24 protein-coding genes are annotated in these 25,483 nt (G+C 35.9%); 23 read left to right on the top strand and 1 reads right to left on the bottom strand.

What is annotated here, in order from left to right:
- Positions 1 to 4: 4 nt before the first annotated feature.
- The 12 genes from HMPREF1140_RS08600 to HMPREF1140_RS08545 all read left to right on the top strand — a co-directional run bounded on the left by HMPREF1140_RS08600 (position 5) and on the right by HMPREF1140_RS08545 (position 12,340).
- Positions 5 to 1,870: a TIGR03960 family B12-binding radical SAM protein gene (locus tag HMPREF1140_RS08600; protein WP_009663443.1), complete on the top strand. Its 1,866-nt coding sequence runs from the start codon at positions 5 to 7 to the stop codon at positions 1,868 to 1,870.
- Entirely contained in the window at positions 1,845 to 2,579 is a 735-nt protein-coding gene (locus HMPREF1140_RS08595) for a TIGR03936 family radical SAM-associated protein (RefSeq protein WP_035620217.1), read from the top strand. Before HMPREF1140_RS08600 ends, HMPREF1140_RS08595 begins: the two co-directional genes overlap by 26 nt.
- Positions 2,554 to 3,615 carry a ribonuclease E/G gene (locus tag HMPREF1140_RS08590; protein WP_009663474.1) on the top strand — a complete coding sequence of 354 codons (1,062 nt, stop codon included), beginning with the start codon at positions 2,554 to 2,556 and terminating at the stop codon, positions 3,613 to 3,615. The genes HMPREF1140_RS08595 and HMPREF1140_RS08590 overlap by 26 nt, the downstream gene beginning before the upstream one ends.
- Before the next feature lie 39 nt (positions 3,616 to 3,654).
- Entirely contained in the window at positions 3,655 to 5,253 is a 1,599-nt protein-coding gene (locus HMPREF1140_RS08585; RefSeq protein ID WP_009663535.1) for an MBL fold metallo-hydrolase RNA specificity domain-containing protein, read from the top strand.
- Between the two features lie 12 nt (positions 5,254 to 5,265).
- The gene (locus HMPREF1140_RS08580; RefSeq protein WP_009663466.1) at positions 5,266 to 6,333 is read left to right on the top strand and encodes an FAD:protein FMN transferase; all 1,068 of its coding nucleotides are present in this window, start codon (positions 5,266 to 5,268) and stop codon (positions 6,331 to 6,333) included.
- Positions 6,334 to 6,419: 86 nt separating this feature from the next.
- The gene (locus HMPREF1140_RS08575) at positions 6,420 to 7,214 is read left to right on the top strand and encodes an SseB family protein (RefSeq protein WP_009663446.1); all 795 of its coding nucleotides are present in this window, start codon (positions 6,420 to 6,422) and stop codon (positions 7,212 to 7,214) included.
- 176 nt (positions 7,215 to 7,390) lie between these two features.
- Positions 7,391 to 8,500, top strand: coding sequence for a galactose ABC transporter substrate-binding protein (locus HMPREF1140_RS08570; protein ID WP_009663458.1), 1,110 nt, complete (start codon positions 7,391 to 7,393; stop codon positions 8,498 to 8,500).
- Positions 8,501 to 8,570: 70 nt separating this feature from the next.
- Positions 8,571 to 10,079: a sugar ABC transporter ATP-binding protein gene (locus tag HMPREF1140_RS08565; protein WP_009663454.1), complete on the top strand. Its 1,509-nt coding sequence runs from the start codon at positions 8,571 to 8,573 to the stop codon at positions 10,077 to 10,079.
- 11 nt (positions 10,080 to 10,090) lie between these two features.
- Positions 10,091 to 11,077 (top strand): galactose/methyl galactoside ABC transporter permease MglC, encoded by a 987-nt coding sequence (locus tag HMPREF1140_RS08560; RefSeq protein ID WP_009663518.1) that lies wholly within the window; start codon positions 10,091 to 10,093, stop codon positions 11,075 to 11,077.
- A gap of 68 nt (positions 11,078 to 11,145) precedes the next feature.
- Positions 11,146 to 11,394: a type II toxin-antitoxin system Phd/YefM family antitoxin gene (locus HMPREF1140_RS08555; protein WP_009663508.1), complete on the top strand. Its 249-nt coding sequence runs from the start codon at positions 11,146 to 11,148 to the stop codon at positions 11,392 to 11,394.
- Positions 11,394 to 11,657, top strand: a complete 264-nt coding sequence (locus tag HMPREF1140_RS08550) for a Txe/YoeB family addiction module toxin (RefSeq protein ID WP_009663421.1) — start codon at positions 11,394 to 11,396, stop codon at positions 11,655 to 11,657. The genes HMPREF1140_RS08555 and HMPREF1140_RS08550 overlap by 1 nt, the downstream gene beginning before the upstream one ends.
- 194 nt (positions 11,658 to 11,851) lie before the next feature.
- Positions 11,852 to 12,340: a hypothetical protein gene (locus tag HMPREF1140_RS08545; RefSeq protein ID WP_009663422.1), complete on the top strand. Its 489-nt coding sequence runs from the start codon at positions 11,852 to 11,854 to the stop codon at positions 12,338 to 12,340.
- Between the two features lie 85 nt (positions 12,341 to 12,425).
- Here HMPREF1140_RS08545 and HMPREF1140_RS08540 read toward each other — a convergent pair whose 3' ends face one another.
- On the bottom strand, positions 12,426 to 13,373 hold the full coding sequence (locus HMPREF1140_RS08540; protein WP_009663433.1) for an AraC family transcriptional regulator: 948 nt from the start codon (positions 13,371 to 13,373) through the stop codon (positions 12,426 to 12,428).
- A gap of 280 nt (positions 13,374 to 13,653) precedes the next feature.
- On the opposite strand from HMPREF1140_RS08540, the gene xylA reads away from it, so the two are divergent.
- The 11 genes from xylA (at position 13,654) to cdd (ending at position 25,461) form a co-directional block, all read left to right on the top strand.
- Positions 13,654 to 14,982, top strand: a complete 1,329-nt coding sequence (gene xylA, locus HMPREF1140_RS08535; protein ID WP_009663528.1) for a xylose isomerase — start codon at positions 13,654 to 13,656, stop codon at positions 14,980 to 14,982.
- A gap of 49 nt (positions 14,983 to 15,031) precedes the next feature.
- Positions 15,032 to 16,231: a substrate-binding domain-containing protein gene (locus tag HMPREF1140_RS08530; RefSeq protein WP_009663514.1), complete on the top strand. Its 1,200-nt coding sequence runs from the start codon at positions 15,032 to 15,034 to the stop codon at positions 16,229 to 16,231.
- Positions 16,232 to 16,325: 94 nt separating this feature from the next.
- A complete protein-coding gene (locus HMPREF1140_RS08525) occupies positions 16,326 to 17,879 on the top strand; it encodes a sugar ABC transporter ATP-binding protein (protein WP_009663479.1) in 1,554 nt (517 codons plus the stop codon).
- Positions 17,880 to 17,888: 9 nt separating this feature from the next.
- Entirely contained in the window at positions 17,889 to 19,046 is a 1,158-nt protein-coding gene (locus tag HMPREF1140_RS08520) for a sugar ABC transporter permease (protein ID WP_009663424.1), read from the top strand.
- Positions 19,047 to 19,118: 72 nt separating this feature from the next.
- Positions 19,119 to 20,288 (top strand): MalY/PatB family protein, encoded by a 1,170-nt coding sequence (locus HMPREF1140_RS08515; RefSeq protein ID WP_009663418.1) that lies wholly within the window; start codon positions 19,119 to 19,121, stop codon positions 20,286 to 20,288.
- Positions 20,281 to 21,696: a Na+/H+ antiporter NhaC gene (nhaC, locus tag HMPREF1140_RS08510; protein WP_009663505.1), complete on the top strand. Its 1,416-nt coding sequence runs from the start codon at positions 20,281 to 20,283 to the stop codon at positions 21,694 to 21,696. The genes HMPREF1140_RS08515 and nhaC overlap by 8 nt, the downstream gene beginning before the upstream one ends.
- Positions 21,697 to 21,810: 114 nt before the next feature.
- A complete protein-coding gene (locus HMPREF1140_RS08505) occupies positions 21,811 to 22,206 on the top strand; it encodes an Asp23/Gls24 family envelope stress response protein (protein WP_009663526.1) in 396 nt (131 codons plus the stop codon).
- The gene (locus tag HMPREF1140_RS08500) at positions 22,206 to 22,721 is read left to right on the top strand and encodes a Gx transporter family protein (protein WP_009663522.1); all 516 of its coding nucleotides are present in this window, start codon (positions 22,206 to 22,208) and stop codon (positions 22,719 to 22,721) included. The genes HMPREF1140_RS08505 and HMPREF1140_RS08500 overlap by 1 nt, the downstream gene beginning before the upstream one ends.
- Before the next feature lie 117 nt (positions 22,722 to 22,838).
- Positions 22,839 to 24,080 (top strand): CobW family GTP-binding protein, encoded by a 1,242-nt coding sequence (locus HMPREF1140_RS08495; RefSeq protein ID WP_009663434.1) that lies wholly within the window; start codon positions 22,839 to 22,841, stop codon positions 24,078 to 24,080.
- Positions 24,081 to 24,101: 21 nt separating this feature from the next.
- Complete coding sequence (locus HMPREF1140_RS08490; protein WP_009663430.1) at positions 24,102 to 25,043, top strand: TIGR03943 family putative permease subunit; 942 nt, start codon at positions 24,102 to 24,104, stop codon at positions 25,041 to 25,043.
- Positions 25,044 to 25,050: 7 nt separating this feature from the next.
- Positions 25,051 to 25,461, top strand: a complete 411-nt coding sequence (cdd, locus tag HMPREF1140_RS08485; protein ID WP_009663425.1) for a cytidine deaminase — start codon at positions 25,051 to 25,053, stop codon at positions 25,459 to 25,461.
- Positions 25,462 to 25,483 lie beyond the last annotated feature (22 nt).

Below are 25,483 nucleotides of genomic sequence, written 5' to 3'. Positions count from 1 at the left end.
ATATATGAGAAAATTGGCACTAAGCGATGATATACTGCTTAGCGTAGACAAGCCGGCAAGATATATCGGCGGTGAGTTAAATTCAAGAGATAAAAGATTAGAGGATGTAGATATCAGATTTATTATGTGTTTTCCTGATGTCTATGAGATAGGAATGAGTCATATAGGAATGCAGATTTTATATGACATGTTAAATAAAAGAGAAGACACATTCTGTGAGAGATTATTTTCACCATGGGTAGACCTTGATAAGATACTCAGAGAAAAGAATATCCCGCTGTTTTCTCTGGAGAGTCAGGAAAATGTAAAGGATGCCGATATTTTAGGTATTACCTTACAGTATGAGATGTGCTATACAAATATTTTACAGATTTTAGAGCTTTCACAGATTCCGATGTATTCAAAAGATAGAGGAGAGGAATATCCTATAGTGATAGGTGGCGGACCATGCTCTTATAATCCGGAGTCTTTGGCACCTTTCTTTGATATATTCTATATAGGTGAGGGTGAAGTGGTTTATGACAAGTTGCTTGACCTTTATAAGGAGTGCAAAAGTGAAAATCTTTCAAAGCATGAGTTTTTAAGAAAAGCGGCAAAACTTGAAGGTATGTATGTACCTGAGTTCTATGATGTGAGTTATAAAGAAGACGGTACTATAGCTTCATTTACACCTAAATATGAGGATGTTCCAAGTGTTGTACATCGAGTTGTTGTCCAAAATATGGATACAGTATCATATCTTTCAAAGCCTGTAGTTCCTTTTATTAAGGTCACACAAGACAGAGTGGTACTTGAGATAATGAGAGGATGTATCAGAGGATGCAGATTCTGTCAGGCGGGAAATGTATACAGACCGCAAAGAGAACATTCCCTTGATTACCTTATAAATTATGCAAAAACAATGCTTGATATTACAGGAGCGGAAGAAATTTCACTCAGTTCACTCAGCTCAAGTGATTACAGTCAGCTTGATAAACTTCTTGATTTCCTTTTGGAATATACAAAGGATAGAGGAATCAATATATCTTTGCCTTCTTTGCGAATTGATGCATTTTCACTGGATGTAATGAGTAAGGTTCAGGATGTAAAAAAGAGTTCTTTGACATTTGCGCCTGAGGCCGGAACACAAAGACTGAGAGATGTTATAAATAAGGGAATTACAGAGGAAGATATATTAAGCGGTTCTATGGAGGCATTTAAAGGAGGATGGAATAAAGTAAAGCTTTATTTTATGCTTGGACTTCCTACAGAAACTGATGAGGATATTAAAGGAATACCTTTGCTTTGTGAAAAAATAGCTGAAAATTATTACTCTATTCCAAAGGATCAAAGAATAGGTAAGGTATCTATTACCGCAAGTTCATCTTTCTTTGTGCCGAAGCCTTTTACACCTTTCCAGTGGGCGAAGATGGAAACTGAGGAGGAGTACCTTAGAAGAGCACATCTTGTAAAGGATACTTTCAGAGAGCAGTTAAACCAAAAGAGTATGAAGTATCAGTACCATGATGCCGAGGTAACACTTCTTGAGGGACTTATGGCAAGAGGTGACAGAAAAATTGCGGATGTCATAGTTAATGCTTATAAAAACGGTGCAATGTATGATTCATGGTCGGATCAGTTTAATATGGAATATTGGCTTAAAGCATACGAGCAAAGCGGTATAGATCCAAGCTTTTATACATTAAGAGAAAGAGATCTTGATGAGCTGTTCCCTTGGGATTTTATAGATTCAGGAGTTACAAAGGAATTCCTTATCAGAGAGTGGAAAACAGCACATGAAGATAAGATCTCACCAAACTGCAGACAGCAGTGTTTAGGTTGCGGTGCAAGAAAATATAATGGAGGTGTTTGCTTTGAAGGTAAGAATTAAGTTTGAAAAAACCGAGCAAATGCGTTTTATAGGCCATTTGGATATAATGAGATATTTTCAAAAAGCTATGAGAAGGGCGGACATTCCTATAAAATACAGTGAAGGATTTTCACCTCATCAGATAATGTCATTTGGTGCTCCCCTTAGTATGGGTGTATCGGGACTTGGTGAATATATGGATATAGAGTTAAAGGAAGATAGTCATATTTCATCTCAAGAAGCAATAAGAAGGCTCAATGAGATGATGTGCACCGGAATGAAGGTTACCAAGTTTTTACAGATTCCCGATAATTCCAAACCGGCTATGGCTTTGATGGATACAGCCGATTTCAAGGCGGAATTTAAAACCGAAGTAAAAGAAACAGACATTAATGCCGCTATAGAAAAGCTTATGTCAAAAGAGTCTATATTACTGACCAAGGTATCAAAAAAGAAAAAGAAAAATCAGTTTGGAAAGTTTGTAGAGGTGGAAACAACTTCAGTTGTAGATATAAAGCCTTTTATATATAAGCTTGAAGCTATAAAAAACGGTGTATACATGCATCTATCACAGGGAAGTACAAATAATATAAAGCCTGCCGCAGTTATGGAATTTTTATATGAAGAAGGATTATCGGCAGCTAAAAAGAATGAATATTATTTATATAGATTAGATATGTATACGGATGAAGGGAAGGCCCTTGATGAATACGGCTGTGAAATTATCTAAGCTTCTTATCACAAGCTATAAGAATAAAAATTTTGCAATATCATATGATGAGAATAGGGCAAACGAGATAGAGTATATCGAGGATACTTCTTTACTTGGCAGCATTCATATAGGTAAGGTGAAAAAAATCGCTCAAAATATAAATGCCGCCTTTGTAGAGATTGAGTATAATTCAAAACGTCAAATTGTATATTTGGATATGGCTGAACTTAAGCATCTTATATTTGCCGATGAAAAAGAGCATACGGTTCTACACGAGGGTGATGATATTGTAATAAAGATTTCAAAGCTTCCTATTAAAAATAAACTGCCGGGTGCGATTGCAAATATTTCTGATTGTGAAGTGCTTGATCAAATTCTTGCAAAGAAAAACTATATAAAGGCACCTGCAATGCTTTATGCAGGCTCTAAAGACTATATAGATATTGTTAAAGACAGATTAAAATATGCTGAGTTTGATATAGTAACGGATATCAAGGATATATACGAAGGAATAGTTGAATTTTTTAAAGAAGAGCGCGAAGATATGCTTGGCAGAGTCAGATTCTATGAAGATAATATGATAAGTTTAAATAAGCTTTATTCCATAGATACTCTTTTTAGTGATTCATTAAGCAAAAAGGTATGGTTAAAGGATGGAGGCTATCTTTATATAGAATCCACGGAAGCTCTTACAGTGGTTGATGTAAATACCGGAAAAAATGTACGAAAAAAAGAAGCCGAAATAATCAAATTAAATACAAACCTTGAAGCAATAAAAGAGACTGCAAGGCAGCTAAGACTTAGAAATATTTCGGGTATTATAATTATAGATTTAATAAATACCACGGATAAATCCGAAATAGATTTGATATATCATACGATGAAAGAACATCTTAAAGAGGACAGATTAAATACGGTAGCAATAGATATCACAAAATTATGTCTGTTTGAGATAACCAGAAGAAAAAGAAAGCCAAGTCTTGAAGAGGTTATATATAATAATTTTAAGTTGACGAAAAATATTTTGTATAGTTATAATAGAGTTAGGCTCTGATAACTCACATGCTCAGTTGTTTAATTAAAGGGGAAAAATATGAAACTGGAATTTATAGGTGCAGATCACGAGGTTACAGGAAGCTGTCATTATGTTGAAGTCGGGGAGAAAAAGTTTTTAGTAGATTATGGTATGGAGCAGGGAATAAATGTGTATGAAAATGCACCGTTGCCTGTTTCGCCTGCAGAAATTGACTATCTTTTTGTGACACATGCTCATATCGATCATACAGGCATGATTCCACAGCTTGTAGCAAGAGGATTTAAGGGAGAGATATACTCATCAAATGCCACAATGGAACTTTGTACCATAATGCTTCGAGACTGTGCGCATATACAGGCTGAAGAGTTAAAGTGGAAAAACAGGAAAGCTGAAAGAGCAGGCAGACAAAAGGAAGCAGCATTATATGAACTTTCCGATGTTGAAGCAAGTATTAAACTCTTTAGAGGCGTTGAATATAATAAAAAAATAGACATCGATGAAAATATAAGTATCAGATTTATAGATGCAGGACATATTCTGGGTTCTGCATCAATAGAAGTTTGGCTTAAAGAAGGAAATGAAAGCAGAAAAATAGTATTTTCAGGTGATATCGGTAATTTCAATAAGCCTTTAATCAGAGATCCGGAGTATATAAAGGATGCCGACTACGTTTTGATGGAATCAACCTATGGTGACAGATATCATGAGGAAGGCGCGGATCATGTGTCGGATCTGGCAAGAATTCTGGAGGAAACATTTGAAAGAGGCGGAAATGTGGTAATACCTGCATTTGCAGTCGGAAGAACACAGGAGTTGCTTTATTTTATGAGACAGATAAAGCAGAACAATCTTGTGAAGAATTTTCCAAACTTCCCTGTATATGTAGACAGTCCTCTTGCAATAGAGGCAACCAATGTATTTAAAGACAACTTACTTGAATGTTATGATGAGGAAACTAAGGTGCTTGTTGAAAACGGTATAAACCCGATAGCTTTCCCAAATCTGAAAATGACTGTAAGCAGTGATGAGTCAATGGCCATAAATATTGATAAATCACCAAAGGTTATAATATCAGCTTCAGGTATGTGTGATGCAGGAAGAATCAGACATCATCTAAAGCATAATTTATGGAGAAGTGAATGCAGCGTGGTATTTGCCGGATATCAGGCTTTTGGAACTTTGGGAAGAACTCTTCAGGATAATGTTTCAGAGGTGAGATTGTTTGGAGAAAATATTTCCGTAAACGCACATATTGAAACTTTAAAGAGTATAAGTTCACATGCCGATAAAAACGGACTTATAAAATGGGTAACAGCTTTTGAAGAAAAGCCGAAGGTAGTATTTATAGTGCATGGTGATGATAAAGTATGCGAAAACTTTTCAAATGAACTGAAAAGTAAATACGGAATAAATTCATTCGCACCTTTTTCGGGATCTGTTTTTGATCTTATAAGAGGAGAGTGGATAAAGCAGACTAAGGGAGTTGCTGTTGCGGTTAAGGAAGTAAAGGAGCCGGAAAGCAGCGTTTATTTAAGACTCCTCGGTGCAGGAGAGAGACTCTTAAAAATCATAAAAGAAAATAAACATGGAGCCAACAAGGATCTGGCTAAGTTTGCAGATCAGATAAATGATTTGGCAAAAAAATGGGAAATTTAGTAGGAGTATATTTTGAAACAATTTAATAAAAAAAATATAATAGCTATTGCTGTAGTTGTTTTTGTGCTACTGATAATTGCAATTTTAGGGAAACGTACAAATTCTAAGTCTATAGCCAATAATTTTGACTTTTCAATAGATAAGAACAAAGGTGACGAGCCTTTGACAGATACTACATTTGCACTTGATACATTTATCACTGTATCCATATATAATGGAGGAGATGAGAATGTATTAAAAGAGTCAATGCAGTTTATAAGAAACTATGAGAGCATATTTTCCGCAACAAGCGAATATGCAGAGTTGTATAAATTAAACCACAGGGAAAAGGGTACAATGAGTGTGGAGGTAAGTGATGAACTTGCTTATCTTATAGATAAGGCATTGTATTACAGTAAAATATCAAATGGTGCATTTGATATTACCACAGAACCTTTGAAGGAATTATGGGATTTTAATGCAGAGGAGCCTGAGCTTCCAAGTGAGGAAAGTATTAAAGAGGCACTTCCTAAAGTGGACTATACAAGAGTAAGTGTGGATGGAAATACAGTAAAGTTTACTTCAGATGATACAAGAATAGATCTCGGTTCGATTGCAAAGGGATATATAGCTGATAAGACAAAGGAATATCTTTTGAGTAAAGGAGTTGACAGTGCTATTATAAATCTGGGTGGAAATGTTTTATGTGTGGGTAAAAAGCCAAATGGTGACAACTTTACAATAGGTCTTCAAAAACCTTATGCAGACAGAAATGAAACGGTCGCTTTACTTACAGTAGATGATGAATCGGTTGTTTCATCAGGTGTTTATGAGAGACATTTTGTTATAGACGGTAAAAACTATCATCATATTCTGGACCCGAAAACAGGTTATCCGTATGATAACGGGCTTGTGGAAGTAAGCATACTTACAAAATCATCAACAGAAGCGGATGCACTTTCAACTACATGCTTTTCACTGGGAGTCGAAGATGGTGTAAAGCTTCTTAACAGTATATCTGATACCTATGGTTATTTTATACTTTCAGATTACTCTATAGTTTATTCAGAGGGTGCAAAAGAGCAGCTTGTTCAACCATAAATTTTTGTAAAGATATTATTAATTTGACTTTGATAGTCAAAGAGTATATAGTAGTTTCAAAACAAATAAAATTTTTGGAGATAAAAATGGAGAGAAGAGAAGTACTTGCAAGTATTCCAAAGGCAGTAAATCTATATTTAATTCAGTCGGACTTTACCAGACTGCCATTTGTTTATTGTGATGATGAGAGTTTTGATGATGTGGCGTTTTTATTTGATGAAAAAGAAAATGCTTTGAAAAAATCGGCAGAGTTGGCAGCCAATAAGCAGAAGAATACTGTATTGGAACTTAATCAGGAAGGTATTTTGAGAGCCTTTACACATATGGCAATAGCCGGTGTGAATGCTATCAAGTACAATTATCAGGGTAATGAATTTATAATTCAACTTGAAGAAATAGTGAAACTCTCGGATTTTAGCGAGTTACCACCTGAAAAAAGACCTGTAGAGAACAGATCATTACAGCTTACAATGCTCTATTTCGGACAAGAGATAAGAGCAAACCTTGATAATCCGAATACACCTGAGATTCGTGAATTGGAAGAGGAGATGCTTGTAAATATTTTAAAGGCAAGATTCCTTGTACCGGTTAGAGAGGCACAGGTAGACGGAGAAACACAGATGCAGATGCTTATGTTAAGGATAAGTGATAATGGCGGAAATATGATACCTATATTTACAGACAATATAGAGTTTGATAAAATGCCGGGTGATGCAAATGTAAAGAAAACAATAATAGAGGCTAAGCACCTTATAAACTTCCCTATGACACCTGAATGTGACGGATTCCTTATAAATCCTATGGGTGTAAGTATTCCGCTGAATGCCACTATATTAAATAATCTCAGAAATATGGAAATAACACCTGCAAACAAAGAATAAAAATAAAGTGTGAAAAGTGATTATTCATTTTTCACACTTTTTTTATGGAAAATTTTCCTGTTTACAGCTGCGAAAAAAAATCAATAAAAAGAGTAAAAATATTCTCTGTAAAATAATCGTAAGTAATATTAAAATAAGCTTACAAATAAACGAACAAACCTAAGGGAGGAAAAACAATGAAATTGTTCAAAAAAGTTTTAGCAGTATCAGTAGCATCTGTGTGTGCTCTTTCATTAGCAGCATGTGGAAGTGGAAGTAAGCCGGCAGAGACAACAGCAGCAGCTACAGAGTCAAAGGAAGAAAGCAAGGCGGCTGAGAGTGTTTCAGAGGCAGTTGCAGCTACAGGTAAGGATGCAAAGGATATCAAAGTAGGTATCTCAATTTATAAGTTTGATGATAACTTTATGACATTATATCGTAACGAGCTTGTTAGATATCTTACAGAGGAAGTTGGTATTCCAAAAGAGAACGTAGTAGTTCAGGACGGTAAGAACGATCAGGCAGAGCAGACAAACCAGATTAACAACTTTATCGCAACTAAGGTTGACGTTATGATTCTTAACCTTGTACAGTCATCTTCAGCTCCAACAGTTACAGATCTTGCTAAGGAAGCAGGAATCCCTGTAGTATACATCAACCGTGAGCCTGATGAGACAGAGGAGTCAAGATGGGCAGCAGACGGTATAAGTGCAACATATGTAGGTGCAGATGCTCGTCAGTCAGGAACATTCCAGGGTGAGGAAATTGCAGAACTTGACAATAAGGGTGACATCAATGGTGACGGAACAGTTAAGTACATCATGATCCAGGGTGATCCTGAGAATATTGACGCACAGTACAGAACAGAGTATTCAGTTAAGGCTCTTACAGAGAAGAGCGGATTAAAGGCTGAGCAGCTCTTAATTCAGAGAGGTGACTGGGATCAGGCTAAGGGACAGCAGATTGCACAGGATGCTCTTACACAGTATGGAAACGACATCGAAGTTATCTTCTGTAACAATGATGCTATGGCACTTGGTGCACTTCAGGCTATCAATGCAGCAGGAAGAAAAGTTGGCGAAGATATCTATATCGTAGGTGTTGATGCACTTGCAGAGGCAGTTCAGAACGTTTCAGAAGGCAAGATGACAGGTACAGTATTTAACGATTTCATCAGCCAGGCACAGGCAGCAGCAAAGGCAGCTGTATCATTTGCCGGTGGTGAGAAGGTTGACACAAAGATTCCTGTAGACTATGTAAAGGTTACAAAGGACAACGCAGCAGAGATCTTAGAGCTTGTAAAATAATCAAAAATTAACTTAAGTAAACATCTTTCGGGTGTGCCGGTGCACACCCGATTTTTGAAAGGAGCAATGGATGTCAGAGTACAGATTGGAAATGAAAGGGGTCTCTAAAAGTTTCCCCGGTGTAAAAGCACTGGACAATATCCATCTTAATGTCAGACCGGGCAGCGTACATGCTCTTATGGGTGAAAACGGAGCAGGCAAGTCTACACTTATGAAATGTCTGTTCGGAATATATACAATGGATACCGGCGAGGTCTATGTAGACGGAGAAAAAATGAATATATTAAACCCTGATGATGCACTTCATAAGGGATTGGCAATGGTTCATCAGGAGTTACAGCCTGTACCTGCAAGATCTATTGCCGAAAATATGTTTTTGGGCAGATATCCTACAATAAATATAGGCCCTCTAAAAGTAATAGACCATAAGAAGATGGAAAATGAAGCTACCAAATGGCTAAAAGAAGTAAAACTTAATGTAAATCCCAATGCATTATTGCAGACATTATCTATATCACAGATGCAGTCTGTAGAAATAGCAAAAGCTGTTTCGATGGGAGCAAAGATCATCATTTTGGATGAGCCTACATCATCACTTACTGAAAATGAAGTAAGCGGATTATTTAAAATAATAAGAGAATTAAAAGAAAAAGGTGTATCTCTTATATATATCTCACATAAGATGGCGGAGATAAGAGAGATTGCCGATGATATCACCATAATGAGAGACGGAACCTATGTGGGTACATGGGAAGTAAAAGATATCAGCGACGGTGAAATCATAAGACAAATGGTTGGTAGAGAGCTTTCAAATATCTATCCGCCAAAGGATGACTTAGAAAAAGGTGAAGTTATACTTAAGGTCGACGGCCTTACAAGTATACATGAAAATATATTCAGAAACTGCTCATTTGAACTTAGAAAAGGTGAGATACTCGGATTTGGCGGACTTGTGGGTGCAGGTAGAAGTGAACTTATGGAAGCCATATTTGGACTTAGAAGTGTAAAATCCGGAAAAGTATACATGAAGGGCAAAGAGCAGAATATAGCAAGACCAAGAGATGCTATAAAAGACGGACTTGGTATGATTACAGAGGACAGAAGAGGAACAGGAATACTCGGATGCCTTTCAATAGCTGACAATGTTGCTATTTCTTCACTCAATAATTATCTTGTAGCAGGTATTGCATTGGATGACGGTAAAATCAAACAGGTCGTAGATGAAAATGTAAGCAAGCTAAGTATAAAGACTCCAAGTAATAAGACATTAATACAGTCTTTGTCAGGAGGTAATCAGCAAAAGGTTATTATAGCAAGATGGCTTGCAAACAACCCTGATGTGCTGATAATGGATGAGCCTACAAGAGGTATTGACGTAGGTGCAAAATATGAAATATACCAGATAATGATAAACCTGGCAAAGCAGGGAAAGGGCATCATAATGATTTCTTCCGAGATGCCTGAACTTATTGGAATGTCTGACAGAATAATCGTTATGTGCAATGGTGAGATCACCGGTGAAGTATCAAAAGACGATGCTACACAGGAGAGTATCATGGCATTGGCTACTAAATTTTAGGAGGAATACCTATGAATACAAAATCTTTAGATATAAAGAAGTTGTTACTGGATAACGGTATCATAATAGTTTTACTTTTGCTTGTACTGTTTACAGGTATAATGAAGGACAATTTCTTTTCAGCAAGTAACTTAAGAAATGTTTTGGTAAATGTGGCACCAAGAGTAATCATTGCCTTTGGTGTATCAGCCTGTCTTATAACAAAGGGTACAGATCTTTCAGCAGGTCGTCTGGTAGGTCTTTCAGCTTGTGTAGCAGGTACACTTTTACAGAATAAAGACTATGCAAATAAAATGTTTCCAAACCTTGGTGACATGAATATCCTTGTAGTGCTTTTAATAGCTATAGCTATTTGTGCTGTATTCGGATGTATCAACGGTATTGTTATAGCTCATTTGAACGTTCCTGCGTTCATCGGAACACTCGGTATGCAGCTTATAGTATATGGTGTATGTCTTGTTTATACAAAGGCTGAACCTATCGGTGGATACAGAACAGCATATACAACAGTTGCTACAGGAAACTTCTTAAAGATTCCATATCTTTTCATCTATGCACTTGTTATCGGACTCATCATGTGGTTTGTTTTCAATAAAACAAGACATGGTAAGTATATGTATGCAATCGGTGGAAATGAGGCGGCAGCAGAAGTATCAGGTGTTAATGTAAAGAAGACAAAGATACTTATCTACACATCAGCAGCAGTTCTTTATGCAATTGCAGGTTTCCTTTTGGGAGCTAAATCAGGTGGTTCATCTGTAAACATGGGTGCATCATACGAGCTTGAGGCTATCGCGGCTTGTACAATCGGTGGTGTATCTGTAAACGGTGGTATCGGTAGAATATCAGGTTGTGTAATCGGTGTTTTGGTATTCGAGTTATTGAAATCCTCAATGCAATTCCTCGGAATCAAGCCGGACTTCCAGTTTATAGTACAGGGTATCATTATCGTAGTTGCTATTGCACTTGATATCAGAAAGTATATACAGAAGAAGTAATTGATTAAATATAAAACTATTGACACCTCTTATATGTACGCTATAATGTACATATAGGAGGTGTTTTTATGATTAATACAAATATAACAAATTTTAGAAAAGAAATTTTTGGACTATTGGAGCAAACTATAAAATATAATGAGCCGATAAATGTAAACACTAAGGACGGAAATGCTGTAATTATAAGTGAAGAAGACTATAACGGATTGATGGAAACATTATACTTGTCATCAATTCCGGGTATGAAAGAAAAGATTGTTGAAGGATTGAAGACTCCCCTAGAGGATTGTATACCAGAGGATCAGGTGGAGTGGTAATGTACTCTATTGTTTACACTAAAAAAGCGGTAGGTGATATTGCTAATTTAAAGTCTGCAAAACTTGATAATAAGGCGAAGATTTTGATAGAGCTGATAAGAAATGATCCATATAAAACTCCACCTTCGTATGAGAAATTACAAGGAAATTTGAAAGGGGCTTATTCACGTAGGATAAACATAAAGCATAGGCTTGTTTACGAAGTTTATGAGGAAGATAAAATTATTAAAATTATCAGTTTGTGGAGTCATTATGATTTTTAATTAGTCTACTTTTATAAAGCGTATTTATATTGAATAAAATAATGACAATATATTTATGTTATTTAGATTTTTTGAAAGCTGTGATTTGTAGTATACCGAGTCCCCTACAAGAAGAATTATAAATAAAAAAGGCTCAAGGAAATATTTTTATAATGTTTTGTGCCTTGAGCAAAGCGAAAGGCATGTAAATAAGTATGGACATAAATCCCATTGATAAAAAGAATGAAATATGTAAATTATTAGATGATTTAGAGGCTGAATATGAAATTCATACTTTTGGTGAAATGAATAAAGAGTATGAATATTTAGAAGAAGGTAATATCTGTATAACTGTCCTTAACCCTACTTGTCAGTATAAATTATATATAGATTTAGAGGATTACGGTGAGTTTACATTGAGCTATTATAAGTGGCACTCGCATTATTTTCCGGATGATATGGATTATGAAGTGTTTTACAATGATTTGACGGCTATACTAAATAATACTAAATGTACTGAAAATGTAAGTAGCAAAAAAAGATGGATATATAATACTTTAAAGGAGATAAAAGATACTGAATCTTACAATTTTAAAGTTGCTGAAAGTCTTCCGGGTGAATTTGTTAAAGAGTTAAAGAAAGTCGGAGGAAGCGTAGAGTTGTTCTTTTGGGATTGTAGTAAGAATATAACAATACAAATATAAATATGAAAATACAAAAAGCGACCAATGATATACTGCATTGGTAGCTTTTTTGTATTCAAAGACTTGATTTAGTTTAAGAAAGATATCATAGTTTTAAATTCTCTTCATAATATTTTTCAATCTCCGACATAAATTTGCTCTGTGATATATGATTTTGTACAGTCATATAGGGCTGGTCTGTTAGCGGCAGTTCTATTTTATCTATGTTCTTTCGGTATGATTGTATATCTATTCCCATTTTTTGTTTAAATATCCTGTTTAAATATCTGCTGTCTGAAAAGCCTGCATCACAGCAAATATCGCTTATCCTTAAATTGGTCTTGTTTAGAAGCGAAAATGCATGGTCAAATCTTATATTATTTAAATATTCAGTAAAAGTAGTGCCGGTCATTTTCTTTATAAAGTGAGATATATAATAAGTAGACAGTGACTCCAGATTTGCAATATCTTCCAAAGTTATATTCTCAGAATGATGTTCGGACATGTAATCGGTTATTCTTTGCAAACGCTTACCTTTTGAACGGCTTTGTTTTGTACTGTGCTCATCAATAAATGGATTTGCTATTTTACTCAGTTTATAAATCAAGTCAAGAGCCTTTGCACCGGCTCCGAGTTCAGTAAAAGCAATCTCACTTGCATAACACATTGCACATTCAAATATTGTTTTATACAAATCAGAATTCTTTTCATCATATACTATATGATTTTTCTTATATATAATATCCGGTCCTATATTTTTATACAGTGCATGATTTATCAAAAATATAACCATCTTATTATGATGTTTATTGCTGTAGAAAGAGTGTGGTTGATATCTGTTTACTATGTAGATATCATTTTTCTTCAGTTTGAAAACTTCATTGTCAATAACAAGATCTATATTACCTTCAAGTATCATACCTATTTCAAGATCCGAATGACAGTGCACACTTCTTGAAAGTATCTCAATCATAAGCATGGCAAGGGAGTTTGTTTTTGTATGTCTTATTATCTCATATTCGGTTTTGTTAGTTTTTATTGAGTTCAAGTCCATAGCATACATTCCTTTATATAAACAGAATAAATTAAGTTGCAAATATAGTTAAAAAATAGACAAATAAATGTATAATCAGTATCTATTTTGTTTTTAAATTCAGTATATTCTATACTATATATTATTTTAACATAGAAATAGCAATATTAACATATATCAATAACAAGATTATCGACATTTGGCTTAATATATCAGTTATTATAATATCACATGGAAAGTCGTTTATAAACTACATAGCAATATTATCTTTATTATTGCAAATTTGAAAGGAGACATATTTATGAAAGAATTTTTCCCAAGCATTTCACCTATTAAATTTGAAGGAAGTGAGAGCAAGAACCCACTCAGCTTCAAATACTATGATGCTAAAAGAGTAATAATGGGTAAAACTATGGAGGAACATTTATCATTTGCTATGGCATGGTGGCATAATCTTTGTGCAAGCGGTGTAGATATGTTCGGACAGGGTACTGCCGATAAAGGTTTTGGTGAAAATCTGGGAACAATGGAGCATGCAAAAGCTAAGGTTGATGCAGGTATTGAATTCATGCAAAAGCTTGGAATCAAATATTATTGCTTCCACGATACAGATATCGTACCTGAAGATCAGGAAGACATCAATGTTACAAATGCACGTTTGGATGAAATAACAGATTATATTCTTGAAAAGACAAAGGGAACAGATATTAAATGCCTTTGGGCAACATGCAATATGTTCAGTAATCCAAGATTTATGAACGGTGCAGGAAGCTCAAACAGTGCTGATGTGTTTTGTTTTGCAGCCGCACAGGCTAAGAAAGGTCTTGAAAATGCTGTAAAGCTTGGAGCAAAGGGATTTGTATTCTGGGGTGGACGTGAAGGTTATGAGACTCTTCTTAATACAGATATGAAGCTTGAAGAGGAGAATATTGCCACATTATTTACAATGTGCAGAGATTATGGACGCAGTATCGGATTTAAGGGTGATTTCTATATCGAGCCGAAGCCGAAGGAGCCAATGAAACATCAGTATGATTTTGATGCGGCAACAGCAATAGGATTCTTGAGAAAATATGGACTTGATAAGGACTTTAAGATGAATATTGAGGCAAATCACGCTACATTGGCAGGACATACATTCCAGCATGAGCTTAGAGTATCTGCAATTAACGGCATGCTGGGCTCCGTAGATGCAAACCAGGGTGATACTTTACTTGGCTGGGATACAGATCAGTTCCCTACAAATGTATATGACACTACTCTTGCTATGTATGAAATATTAAAGGCAGGCGGTTTAAGCGGTGGATTAAACTTTGATTCAAAGAACCGTAGACCAAGTAATACAGCAGAAGATATGTTCTATGGATTTATAGCAGGTATGGATACATTTGCACTTGGCCTTATAAAAGCCGCACAAATAATTGAAGACGGCAGAATAGATGAATTTGTTAAGGAAAGATATTCAAGTTATAACTCAGGAATCGGTGAGAAGATAAGAAACAGATCTGTTACATTGGTAGAATGTGCTGAATATGCATTAAAGATGAAAAAGCCTGAGTTACCTGAGTCAGGAAGACAGGAATATCTGGAGACTGTAGTAAATAATATATTTTTTAATTCAAAGTTATAAAAACACCTGATTGGGGACGTTAAAATCGGGTTTATATAAGGAGGATAATATGAAAATGAAGAAATTATGTGCGTTTGTAGCAGCCGGTATGTTAGCTCTATCATTGGTGGCATGTACCGACGGAAATGAACCTGCAAAGACAGCAACTGAGCAGACACAGGCTGAGAGTACCAAGGCGGAAGGAAGCTCTCAAACTACAGAGTCAAAGGGTGGTAAAATAGGTATATCAATGCCTACTAAGTCTCTTGAGAGATGGAACCGTGACGGTTCTTATCTTGAAAAAGAGTTTGAAAAAGCAGGCTATGAGGTTTCACTTACTTACTCTGACAATAAGATCGATCAACAGGTAAAGGATATCGAGGGTCTTATTGCCGATAAGGTTAATTTATTGGTAGTTGCCGCAATAGACGGTGAATCACTTGCACAGGTACTTGCCGAGGCAAAGAGCCAAAACATTCCGGTTATTGCATATGACAGACTTATAATGAACACAGATGCAATATCATACTATGTTTCATTTGATAACTATACTGTAGGTAAACTGCAGGGTGAATTTGTGGCTGAAAAACTTGACCTTGCAAACGCAGGTGATAAGAAATTTAACATTGAGTTTACAGGTGGAGATCCTGCCGACAATAATGCAAAATTCTTCTTTAACGGTGCAATGGATGTTATAAAGCCATATATTGAAAAAGGAACAGTTGTAGTTCCTTCAGGACAGACAACATTTGAGCAGGTCGGTACTGCACAGTGGGATACATCAAAGGCATTATCAAGATTCCAGAATATTCTGGGTTCATATTACTCAGACGGTACACAACTTGATGCTGCAGTATGTTCAAATGACTCTACAGCTTTAGGTGTAACACAGGCCATACAGTCAGATTATGCCGGAAGTAATGAGATAATAATTACAGGTCAGGACGGAGATGAGGCAAACCTTGCAAATATTATTGACGGAAAGCAAACAATGACAGTTTATAAGGCTGTTGCAAACGAGGCTGTTGCTACACTTAACCTTGGTGAGGCAATATTAAATAATGAAAAACCTGATGCATCACTTATTGAAAAATCCGGATGGAGCTTTGACTGTACATACGATACCACATCATATGACAACGGTGCGGCTGTAATACCTTCATATCTTTTAGTTCCTGTGACAGTAACAAAAGATAATATTCAAAAGGAACTTGTTGATACAGGATATTATACAATGGGAAGTGATGGCTATCCACATCCTGTACAGTAAATCACCGCAGACTTCGGGGAATCTTTGCGGAATATTATCGTAGATAACGATATAAGACTATAATATTGCCTTATATGGCGGAAAGGCGGATGTATTGAAAGATTATATTTTAGAAATGAAAAATATTACAAAGGAATACCCCGGAGTAAAAGCTTTAAATAATGTTAACCTTAAGATAGAAAGAGCAAGTATACATGCATTGGTAGGAGAGAATGGAGCGGGAAAATCCACTCTGATGAATATTCTCTCCGGAACCATTGCACATAATGAGTATACAGGTCAGATTCTCTACAACAATAATGAATGTAAATTTCAAAAGATACATGACAGTGAAAAGCTTGGTATAGTGATTATACATCAGGAACTGGCCCTTATACCGGAGCTTACAATTGCTGAAAACATGTTTCTTGGTAATGAAAGAAAAAACAGATTTGGTATTATAGACTGGAATGAAACCTTTCACCGAGCCGATCAGGCTATGAAAGCTGTAGGACTTAATGAAAACACACAGTCTTTAATAAAGGATATCGGAACAGGAAAGCAACAGCTTGTAGAGATAGCTAAGGCCATATCAAAGGATGTAAAGCTTTTGATTCTTGACGAGCCTACATCTTCACTTAATGATGAGGATTCAAGGATGTTACTTGATATGCTCATACGTTTTAAAAAAGAAAAAGGCATTACATCAATCATTATTACACATAAATTGCAGGAAGTTGCATATGTGGCTGATGAAATAACAGTAATAAGAGATGGAATGACAATTGAAACTATTGACAACTCGGATCACCTTATAAATGAAGAACGCATTATAAAAGGTATGGTTGGACGTGAGCTTGAAGACAGATATCCGGCAAGAGAACATGTAATAAGTGATGAAATAATATTTGAAGCAAGAGATTGGTCGGTATATCATCCGATATACACTGAAAAATGCGTTGTAAACAATATAAGCTTTAATGTAAAAAAAGGTGAAGTCGTAGGTTTTTCAGGATTGCAGGGCGCAGGAAGAACAGAACTGGCCAAATCACTTTTTGGAAAGAGTTATGGAAGTCGTATCTCAGGTCAGGAATTTATTGCAGGTAAAGAGGTCTTTTTAAACAGTTCCAGGGATGCAATAGTAAACGGTCTGGCATATGTTACAGAGGATAGAAAGACAGACGGTTTGATACTTTCTGAAACGATTGCAAGAAATACAACCCTTGCAAGAATGGAAAAAATTGCAGATAAAAGAGGAGTTGTGGATGTTTCAAAGGAAAACATGGTTGCAAAAGAGTATGTAAAAGCCATGAAAACGAAAACCCCTTCTGTTTTACAAAAGGTTGGAAATCTTTCAGGCGGTAATCAGCAAAAAGTTCTTTTATCGAAATGGATGTTTGCAGGACCTGAAGTTTTATTTCTGGATGAGCCTACAAGAGGAATAGATGTGGGAGCAAAATATGAGATTTATTCTATTATCAACGATATGGTAGGTCAAGGTAAATCTGTGGTAATGATTTCATCAGATCTTACTGAGCTTTTAGGTATGTGCGATAGAATATATGTTATGAACGAAGGTAAGATAACCGGAGAGTTTAGTGCCGAGGAAGCTACACAGGAAAAAATAATGAGTACAATCTTAAAATCCGATTGTGCTGCAGTAAATTAGGAGGCAAAAATGAATGCAAATAAATTTGTAAAAAAATATACAATGGTACTTGCACTGCTTGTAGTTTTTGTATTCTTTACATATCTTACAGGGGGTAGACTTCTTTTAGCACAGAATATATCAAATCTGCTACTGCAAAATGCATATGTTCTTATAATGGCATGCGGTATGCTTTTGTGTATACTTACCGGTGGTAATGTCGATCTGTCTATAGGATCCACATTATGTCTGTCTGCCGCACTCTCAGCTAAATTGCTCAGTATGGGAATAAGCCCTTTTGTTGCTATATTGGCGTCAATTGCAGTTGCATGTGTTATAGGTGTATGGCAGGGATGGCTTATAGGGTATATTCATATTCCACCCTTTATCTGTACATTGGCAGGTATGTTCCTGTTTAGAGGTATTGCAAGAGTTATTTTGGATTCCAAGACTGTTCCTATAATGGATAAGAAATTCTTAAGTCTGTTTACATCATATATCCAAATTCCGGGACTTGATGTAAACCAGAGAGTTATTTCCTCTATGGTTGTTGGAATAATAGTTGCAGCAGCAATTACAGCATATACTTTTATGGCTGAGAGAAAAAAGGTTAAAAAAGGATATGAAACTGCAGGATTCGGATTAACAGCTGCAAGAGTTTGTATATTTGACCTTGTTATATTATTCTACGCATATAAGCTTATGAGTTATAAGGGCATTCCTATAATGCTTATTTGGATTTTGGTTGTAGTTGCTATTTTTGCATTTGTTACAAGTTCAACAGTATTTGGAAGATATTTCTATGCTGTGGGCGGTAATGAAAAGGCTACAAGGCTTTCAGGTATAGATCCGAGAAGAGTGTACTTTTGGGCATATTTTCTTATGAGTATTTTGGCAGGACTCTCAGGACTTTTAGTAGTAGCACGTATAGGTTCTGTAGATGGAAACATGGGCAGTTCCTATGAGATGGATGCTATTGCATCATGCTTCATAGGTGGAGCATCCGCTTATGGTGGTTCCGGAACCGTACAGGGAATAATGATTGGTGCAATTCTCTTGGGTGTTATAAATCAGGGTATGTCAATTCTCGGACTTCCGGATCAGTATCAATACATTGTTAAAGGTGCTGTACTTTTGGGCGCGGTAGTATTTGATGTAGTATCAAATCATAAAACAGGAAAATCATAAAATATATTGGGCTATTATACAGTTTTGTATATAGCCCGTATTTGTATGTGTAAATTTAGAAAGGGGGATTAGGTGTTTGACAATATAGTTTCCAGAAAAAATACAAATTGTGCTAAATGGGATGAGATAATAGCAGATTGCGGAGTGGATGATTTGATTCCTCTTACAGTTGCCGACATGGATTACAGAGTAGCACCGGAAATTATGACAGCTGTTATAGAGGCTGCAAATCATGGAATATACGGATATACAAATGTAAGTGATAAATATATAGAACTGTCAAAAAAATGGGCAAAAAATAATTATGGCTTCAATCCTGAAAATGAGTGGATAGTTTATTGTCCCAGAATAATTCAGGCAATATCCTTGATAATACAAAACTATACAAAAGAAGATGATAAAGTTTTGGTATTTACGCCACTCTATGATCCTATTCAAAATGCCGTACGCATCAATGACAGAGAATTGGTAGAATGTTCATTGAGCTTAAAAGACGGACATTATGAGATAGACTTCAAGGACTTTGAAGATAAGATAAAGAGCGGAGTAAAAATATTTATTACAGTATCACCACATAATCCTGTGGGGAGAGTGTGGACGGAAGATGAAATAAAAAAGACTGTGGAAATATGTAAGCGCCACAATGTACTTATAATATCCGATGAAACACATGCCGACTTTATCTGGAAGGGAAAATTCATATCTTATGCATCTTTCTATGATATGTATGAGAATATAATAATAGGATTATCAACATCAAAAAATTTTAATATTGCAGGACTTGAGGCCAGCAATATAATTATTAAAAATGAAAAATTGAGAAATTTCTTTAAAAAACTGCTTAGACAGGGCGGAATACATAATCCGAGTTATTTTTGTATACCTGCTGTTATAGCAGCTTATGAGTACGGCGAAGAATGGCTTAATATTGCAAAAGAAAAAATAAAAGATAACATGGACATCATAAAAAGCTTCTTTGAAAATGATATGAAAGGCTTTAAAGTAATTGACTCGGAAGGAACCTTCCTTTCATGGGTTGATTACAGAGCATTAAATATTACGGAAGATAAATTTAAAGAGCTTATGATAAAAAAGGCTCATATAGCATTTTCACTTGGTAGCGGATATGGTGAAGACGGAAGAGGATTTTTTAGAGTAAATGCCGCATTGCCTAAAAAATTACTGGAAGAAGCTTTATTTAGATTTAAAAATAATATAAATTGGGAGAATTTTTATGAGTAAGATAAAAAGAAAACCTACAGTACTTCAAGCGTTGTTTCCTATACTTGCAATGCTTATAATACTTGGTGTGGGAATTGCATTTTTAGATTTGCCTGCGGAGCCTTTGATTGTTTTGGCAGCTGTGGTATCAGGAGTACAAGCAATTTTCCTTGGATATTCATATGATGATATAATGAATGAGATTGCAAACAAGATTGCAAAGGTTTGGGGTGCATTATTAATTCTTATAATTGTAGGATTTATGATAGGTTCATGGATGCTTGGAGGCACTATACCTATGCTTATTTACTATGGTTTAAAACTTATCAGTCCTAAGTATCTTGCACTCACAGCATTTATACTTACAGCCATAGTATCGGTACTTACAGGTACATCATGGGGTTCAGCAGGAACAATAGGTGTTGCCTTCATGGGTGTAGCTATAGGAATGGATTCAAATCTTGCATTGGTTGCAGGTGCTGTAGTTTCAGGTGCATATTTTGGAGATAAGCTTTCACCTCTTTCAGATACTACAAACCTTTCATCTGCAGTTTGTGGAGTGGATCTTTATGAGCATGTATATAATCAGATGTGGACAACAGGAAGTGCGGCTGTTTTGTCTATAATATTCTACTTTATAATGGGACATGTAGGTGCAGGAAAAAATGTTATAGTACCTGAGACCATAAATATACTTACAGGTACACTTGATCAAATGTTTAACTGGAATATTTTGTTACTTGTTCCTCTTGTAATAGTACTTGCAGGATCAATTACAAAGAAACCTACAATTCCCGTTATGCTTGTGGCATCAGCAATTGCTCTTATAAATGCAGCCGTTTTCCAAGGTGCAGATTTAAAGAGCATAGTGGATGTTACATTAAACGGATTTAATGTAGAGATGATTGGAATGACTAAGGACGAGGTTGCACCGGAACTCATAAGACTTCTTCACAGAGGTGGAATGATGTCAATGATGAATACACTTCTCATTGCGGTTTGTGCTATTTCATTTGCAGGTACTATGAGCGTAACAGGTGCCTTGGAAGTTGTTATTTCAAAGATGCTTGAAAAAATCAACTCAACATTTAAACTTGTTGCTTCAACAATAGTTACTTGTCTTATAATCACAGGTGTTACAAGTAACGGTCAGGTATCTATTTTGATGCCGGGTGAAGCTTTTAAGGATGCTTATATTAAGATGGGACTGCATCCGAAGGTATTGTCAAGAACACTTGAGGACTCTGTCACATGTACGGAATGTCTGATTCCATGGACAGCGGCAGGGGCTTATATGGCAAGTACACTCGGTGTAGATACATTACATTATTTGCCATATGCAATATTAAATTATTCAGGTATGATATTTGCACTTGTATGGGCACTTACAGGAATAGGTATCGTAAAACTTAATAAGAAAGTAAAATAAAAATCTAGTTATGTCGGGTGCTTCCACCCGACATTTTGCTATTTTTCCCTCCTCTCTTTTAATTTTACACAATATTTGATATAATCAATAATTATAGAAAATAAGGAGGCTTTTATGGCTGATACAATGAATATAAAAGATAATTTCGAAGTAGAGACAAATGAAAACGGAAGACTTGGTGAAGTAAAGATTGCCGATGAAGTTGTTGCCGTTATTGCAGGTATTGCCGCTACAGAGGTAGAAGGTGTAGACTCAATGGCAGGAAATCCTACTAAAGAAATAGTAGGTAAACTTTCAGGAAGTAAGACTGCAAAGAGTATGAGAGGAGTTAAGGTAGAGGTAAATGATGATAAGGTTTGTGTTGACCTTGCAATCAATGTAAGTTACAACTACAATATCCCTGAAGTAAGTGAGAAAGTACAGGAGAGAGTTAAGAATGCTATCGAGAATATGACAGGACTTACAGTGCTTGAAGTTAATATTAAGATAGCATATGTTGTAGCAGACTAATGAGGCATTTTTCAAGTAATTATATAAGAAAGATAGCGACTATCGGAATGCTGACGGCTTTGGCAATGGTACTTGGATTTGTTGAAACATTAATACCTATCAATTTAGGTATTCCCGGCATGAAGTTAGGACTTGCAAATCTGATTGTGATTATTGCTTTTTATTTGTTTGATGTAAAAACAGGAGTAATAGTTTCACTGCTTAGAATTGTTTTGATAGCTATGACATTCGGAAATATTTCAATGATGTTTTATTCTATATCAGGAGCCACACTTAGTTTACTTTGCATGATTTTAGCAAAACAAATCAAAGGCTTTTCAATGGTGGGAATAAGTATCATCGGAGGTATAATGCACAATGTTGGACAGATAATCTGTGCGGCTTTTGTTGTAAGGACAAACGGAGTATTCACATATTTACCGGTACTTATGATTGCAGGCGTAGTCAGCGGTATGCTTATAGGAATAGCGGCATCACTTGTTATAGTTAGAGTAAAGCCTTATATACACAAATAGCTTATTATAAGCAGATATAAAGCATTCATAATTTAAATATATTATTAAACAAAGTTACCTTGCAAGTTTGATTTTATAATCAGGCTTGCTTTTTAGAGATTTTAGAATGGAGATAAAATGGCAAATACAAAGATTGATGTAGTTTCAGGTTTTTTAGGTGCAGGAAAAACTACTTTTATAAAGAGACTTGTTGAAGGAAATAAGGACAAGGGAAAAACAATAATAATAGAAAATGAGTTTGGTGAAATAGGTATAGACGGAGGATTTTTAAAGAATTCAGGTATTGAAATCAGAGAGATGAACTCAGGATGCATTTGCTGTTCTTTGGCAGGAGATTTTGAAGCATCTTTAAGGGAACTTTTATCAACTTATGAGCCGAACAGAGTTATTATAGAGCCGAGTGGAGTAGGTAAGCTTTCAGATGTATTGAAGGCCGTTTCAGATGTAGAAAAAGATTTACCTGTAGAGTCAAACTCAGCAGTGACAGTTGTTGATGTAAAGAAGTGTAAGATGTATATGAAGAACTTCGGAGAGTTCTTTAACAATCAGATTCAGTTTGCCAATACTATAATATTGTCAAGAACAGATTTGGTGGATAACACTAAAATTGAGGAAGTCGTTGCACTTATTAAAAATGTAAATCCTGATGCGACAATAGTTACAACACCTCTTGATAAATTAAGCAATGAAAAAATAGAAGAGCTCTTATCAAGCCCTATAGATTTAAAGAGTGAATTGCTTGAAGAATTGGCAAGGGAGCATGAACATCATCATGAGCATGATCATCACCACGATCACGAACATCACCATGAACACGATGAGGATTGTGGATGCCATGAACATGAGCACCATCACGAACATGATGAGCACTGTGGATGCCATGATCACGACCATGAGCATCATCATGAGCATGACCATCACCATGAGCATGACGAGCACTGCGGATGTCATGATCACGACCACGAGCATGATCACGAGCATCACCATGACCACGAGCATGATCACGAACATCATCACGATCACGAACATCACCATGATCATTGCGGATGTGGGCATGACCATCATGATCACCATCATGCAGATGATGTATTTGACAGCTGGGGAATGGAGCAGGTACCGGCAATAAGTGAAGAAAAGTTAAAGAGTATACTTGACAGCTTTGCAGATGAAGAAAAGTTCGGTGTTGTTCTTAGAGCTAAGGGAATGTTAAAGGATGCAAACAGTGACGACTGGTTCTACTTTGACCTTGTTCCGGGAGAGAGCGACATCAGAAGAGGTGATGCGGAGTATACAGGTAAGGTATGTGTAATAGGTGCAGGATTAAAGACCGAAGAAATAGAAAAGTGTTTTAGAGCTTAAAACTTATTGATTGGAGAAGTTATGGAAAGATTACCTATTTTTGTCATCAATGGTTTTTTGGAGGCCGGAAAAACACAGTTTATGAAGTTCACAATGCAGCAGGAGTATTTTCAAACTGAAGGAAATACATTATTGATTGTATGTGAAGAAGGTGAGGAGGAATACGATAAGGAATTATTGGAATCTACTCACACAACAGTAAAATACATAGATGATATATCGGATTTCACAAAAGAAAAGATGGTAGAATTTACTAAAGAGGTGGATCCGGAGAGAATTCTTATAGAATGGAACGGGCTATGGGAACAGGACAAGATACAAATACCTGATATCTGGTATGTAAATCAGATGATTACAATATATGATACATCTACATTGGACCTCTATATAAAAAACAAGGATCTAAAGGCATATATGGGTAAGATGCTTAAGGATTCCGAACTTGTTATATGCAACAGAGCGGATAATATTGATGAGGAAATTTTGAGCACATATCATCTTCAAATAAAGGCCATGGCACCTAATGCAGAAATCATTTTTGAAGGAGAAGAGGGAGAGATTACAGGAGATTTCAGTATAAATCTTCCATATAATCTTGATGATTCTAAACTTGTTATAAAGCCGGAGGAATATGGTATTTTCTACGTGGATGCTATGGACAGAACTGAAAAGTATGACGGAAAAGAAGTTGAGTTTGTTGCTCAGGTGGTAAGACCTGACGGAATCGGTGATGATATATTGATTCCGGGAAGAAGAGCAATGACTTGTTGTGAGGCCGATATTCAGTTCCTTGGCTTTGTATGTCACTATAAAGGTGCAAAGAATTTTAAAAATAAGGACTGGGTAAAGGTAAAGGGCAAAATAAAGTATGAGATGAGCCCGCAATACCGTGCTAAAGGACCTGTAATATATGCAAATGATATTTTACTTACAGGACCTATAGACGGATTAGTACAGTTTTAGGAGAATTATGTCTGATTTAGAATTACTGGAAGAAGCAAAAAAGGCCAGAAAGATGGCCTATGTTCCATATTCAAAATATAAAGTAGGTGCTGCACTTATGACCAAATCAGGAAAGATTATACATGGTTGTAACATAGAGAATGCGGCATATACTCCGTGTAATTGTGCGGAGAGAACAGCTTTTTTTAAAGCGGTATCTGAAGGAATATATGATTTTTGTAAGATAGCCGTTGTTGGAGGCTTTGAAGATAAGGATGCGGATGCTTTATGTACTCCATGTGGAGTTTGCAGACAGGTCATGCAGGAGTTTTGTAACCCCAAGGAATTTGAAATCGTAATGTCTGACGGTGCAAAGATAAAAAACATGAAATTGGAAGAATTGTTACCGTTCGGATTTGGACCTGATAATCTAAAATGACAGTTAAAATGTACATATAAAA

The sequence above is a fragment of the Lachnoanaerobaculum sp. ICM7 genome, from assembly GCF_000287675.1.
GTDB lineage: Bacteria > Bacillota > Clostridia > Lachnospirales > Lachnospiraceae > Lachnoanaerobaculum.
The sequence above is the reverse complement of the archived record's forward strand: the minus strand, read 5'-3'. Positions and strand labels throughout refer to the sequence as shown.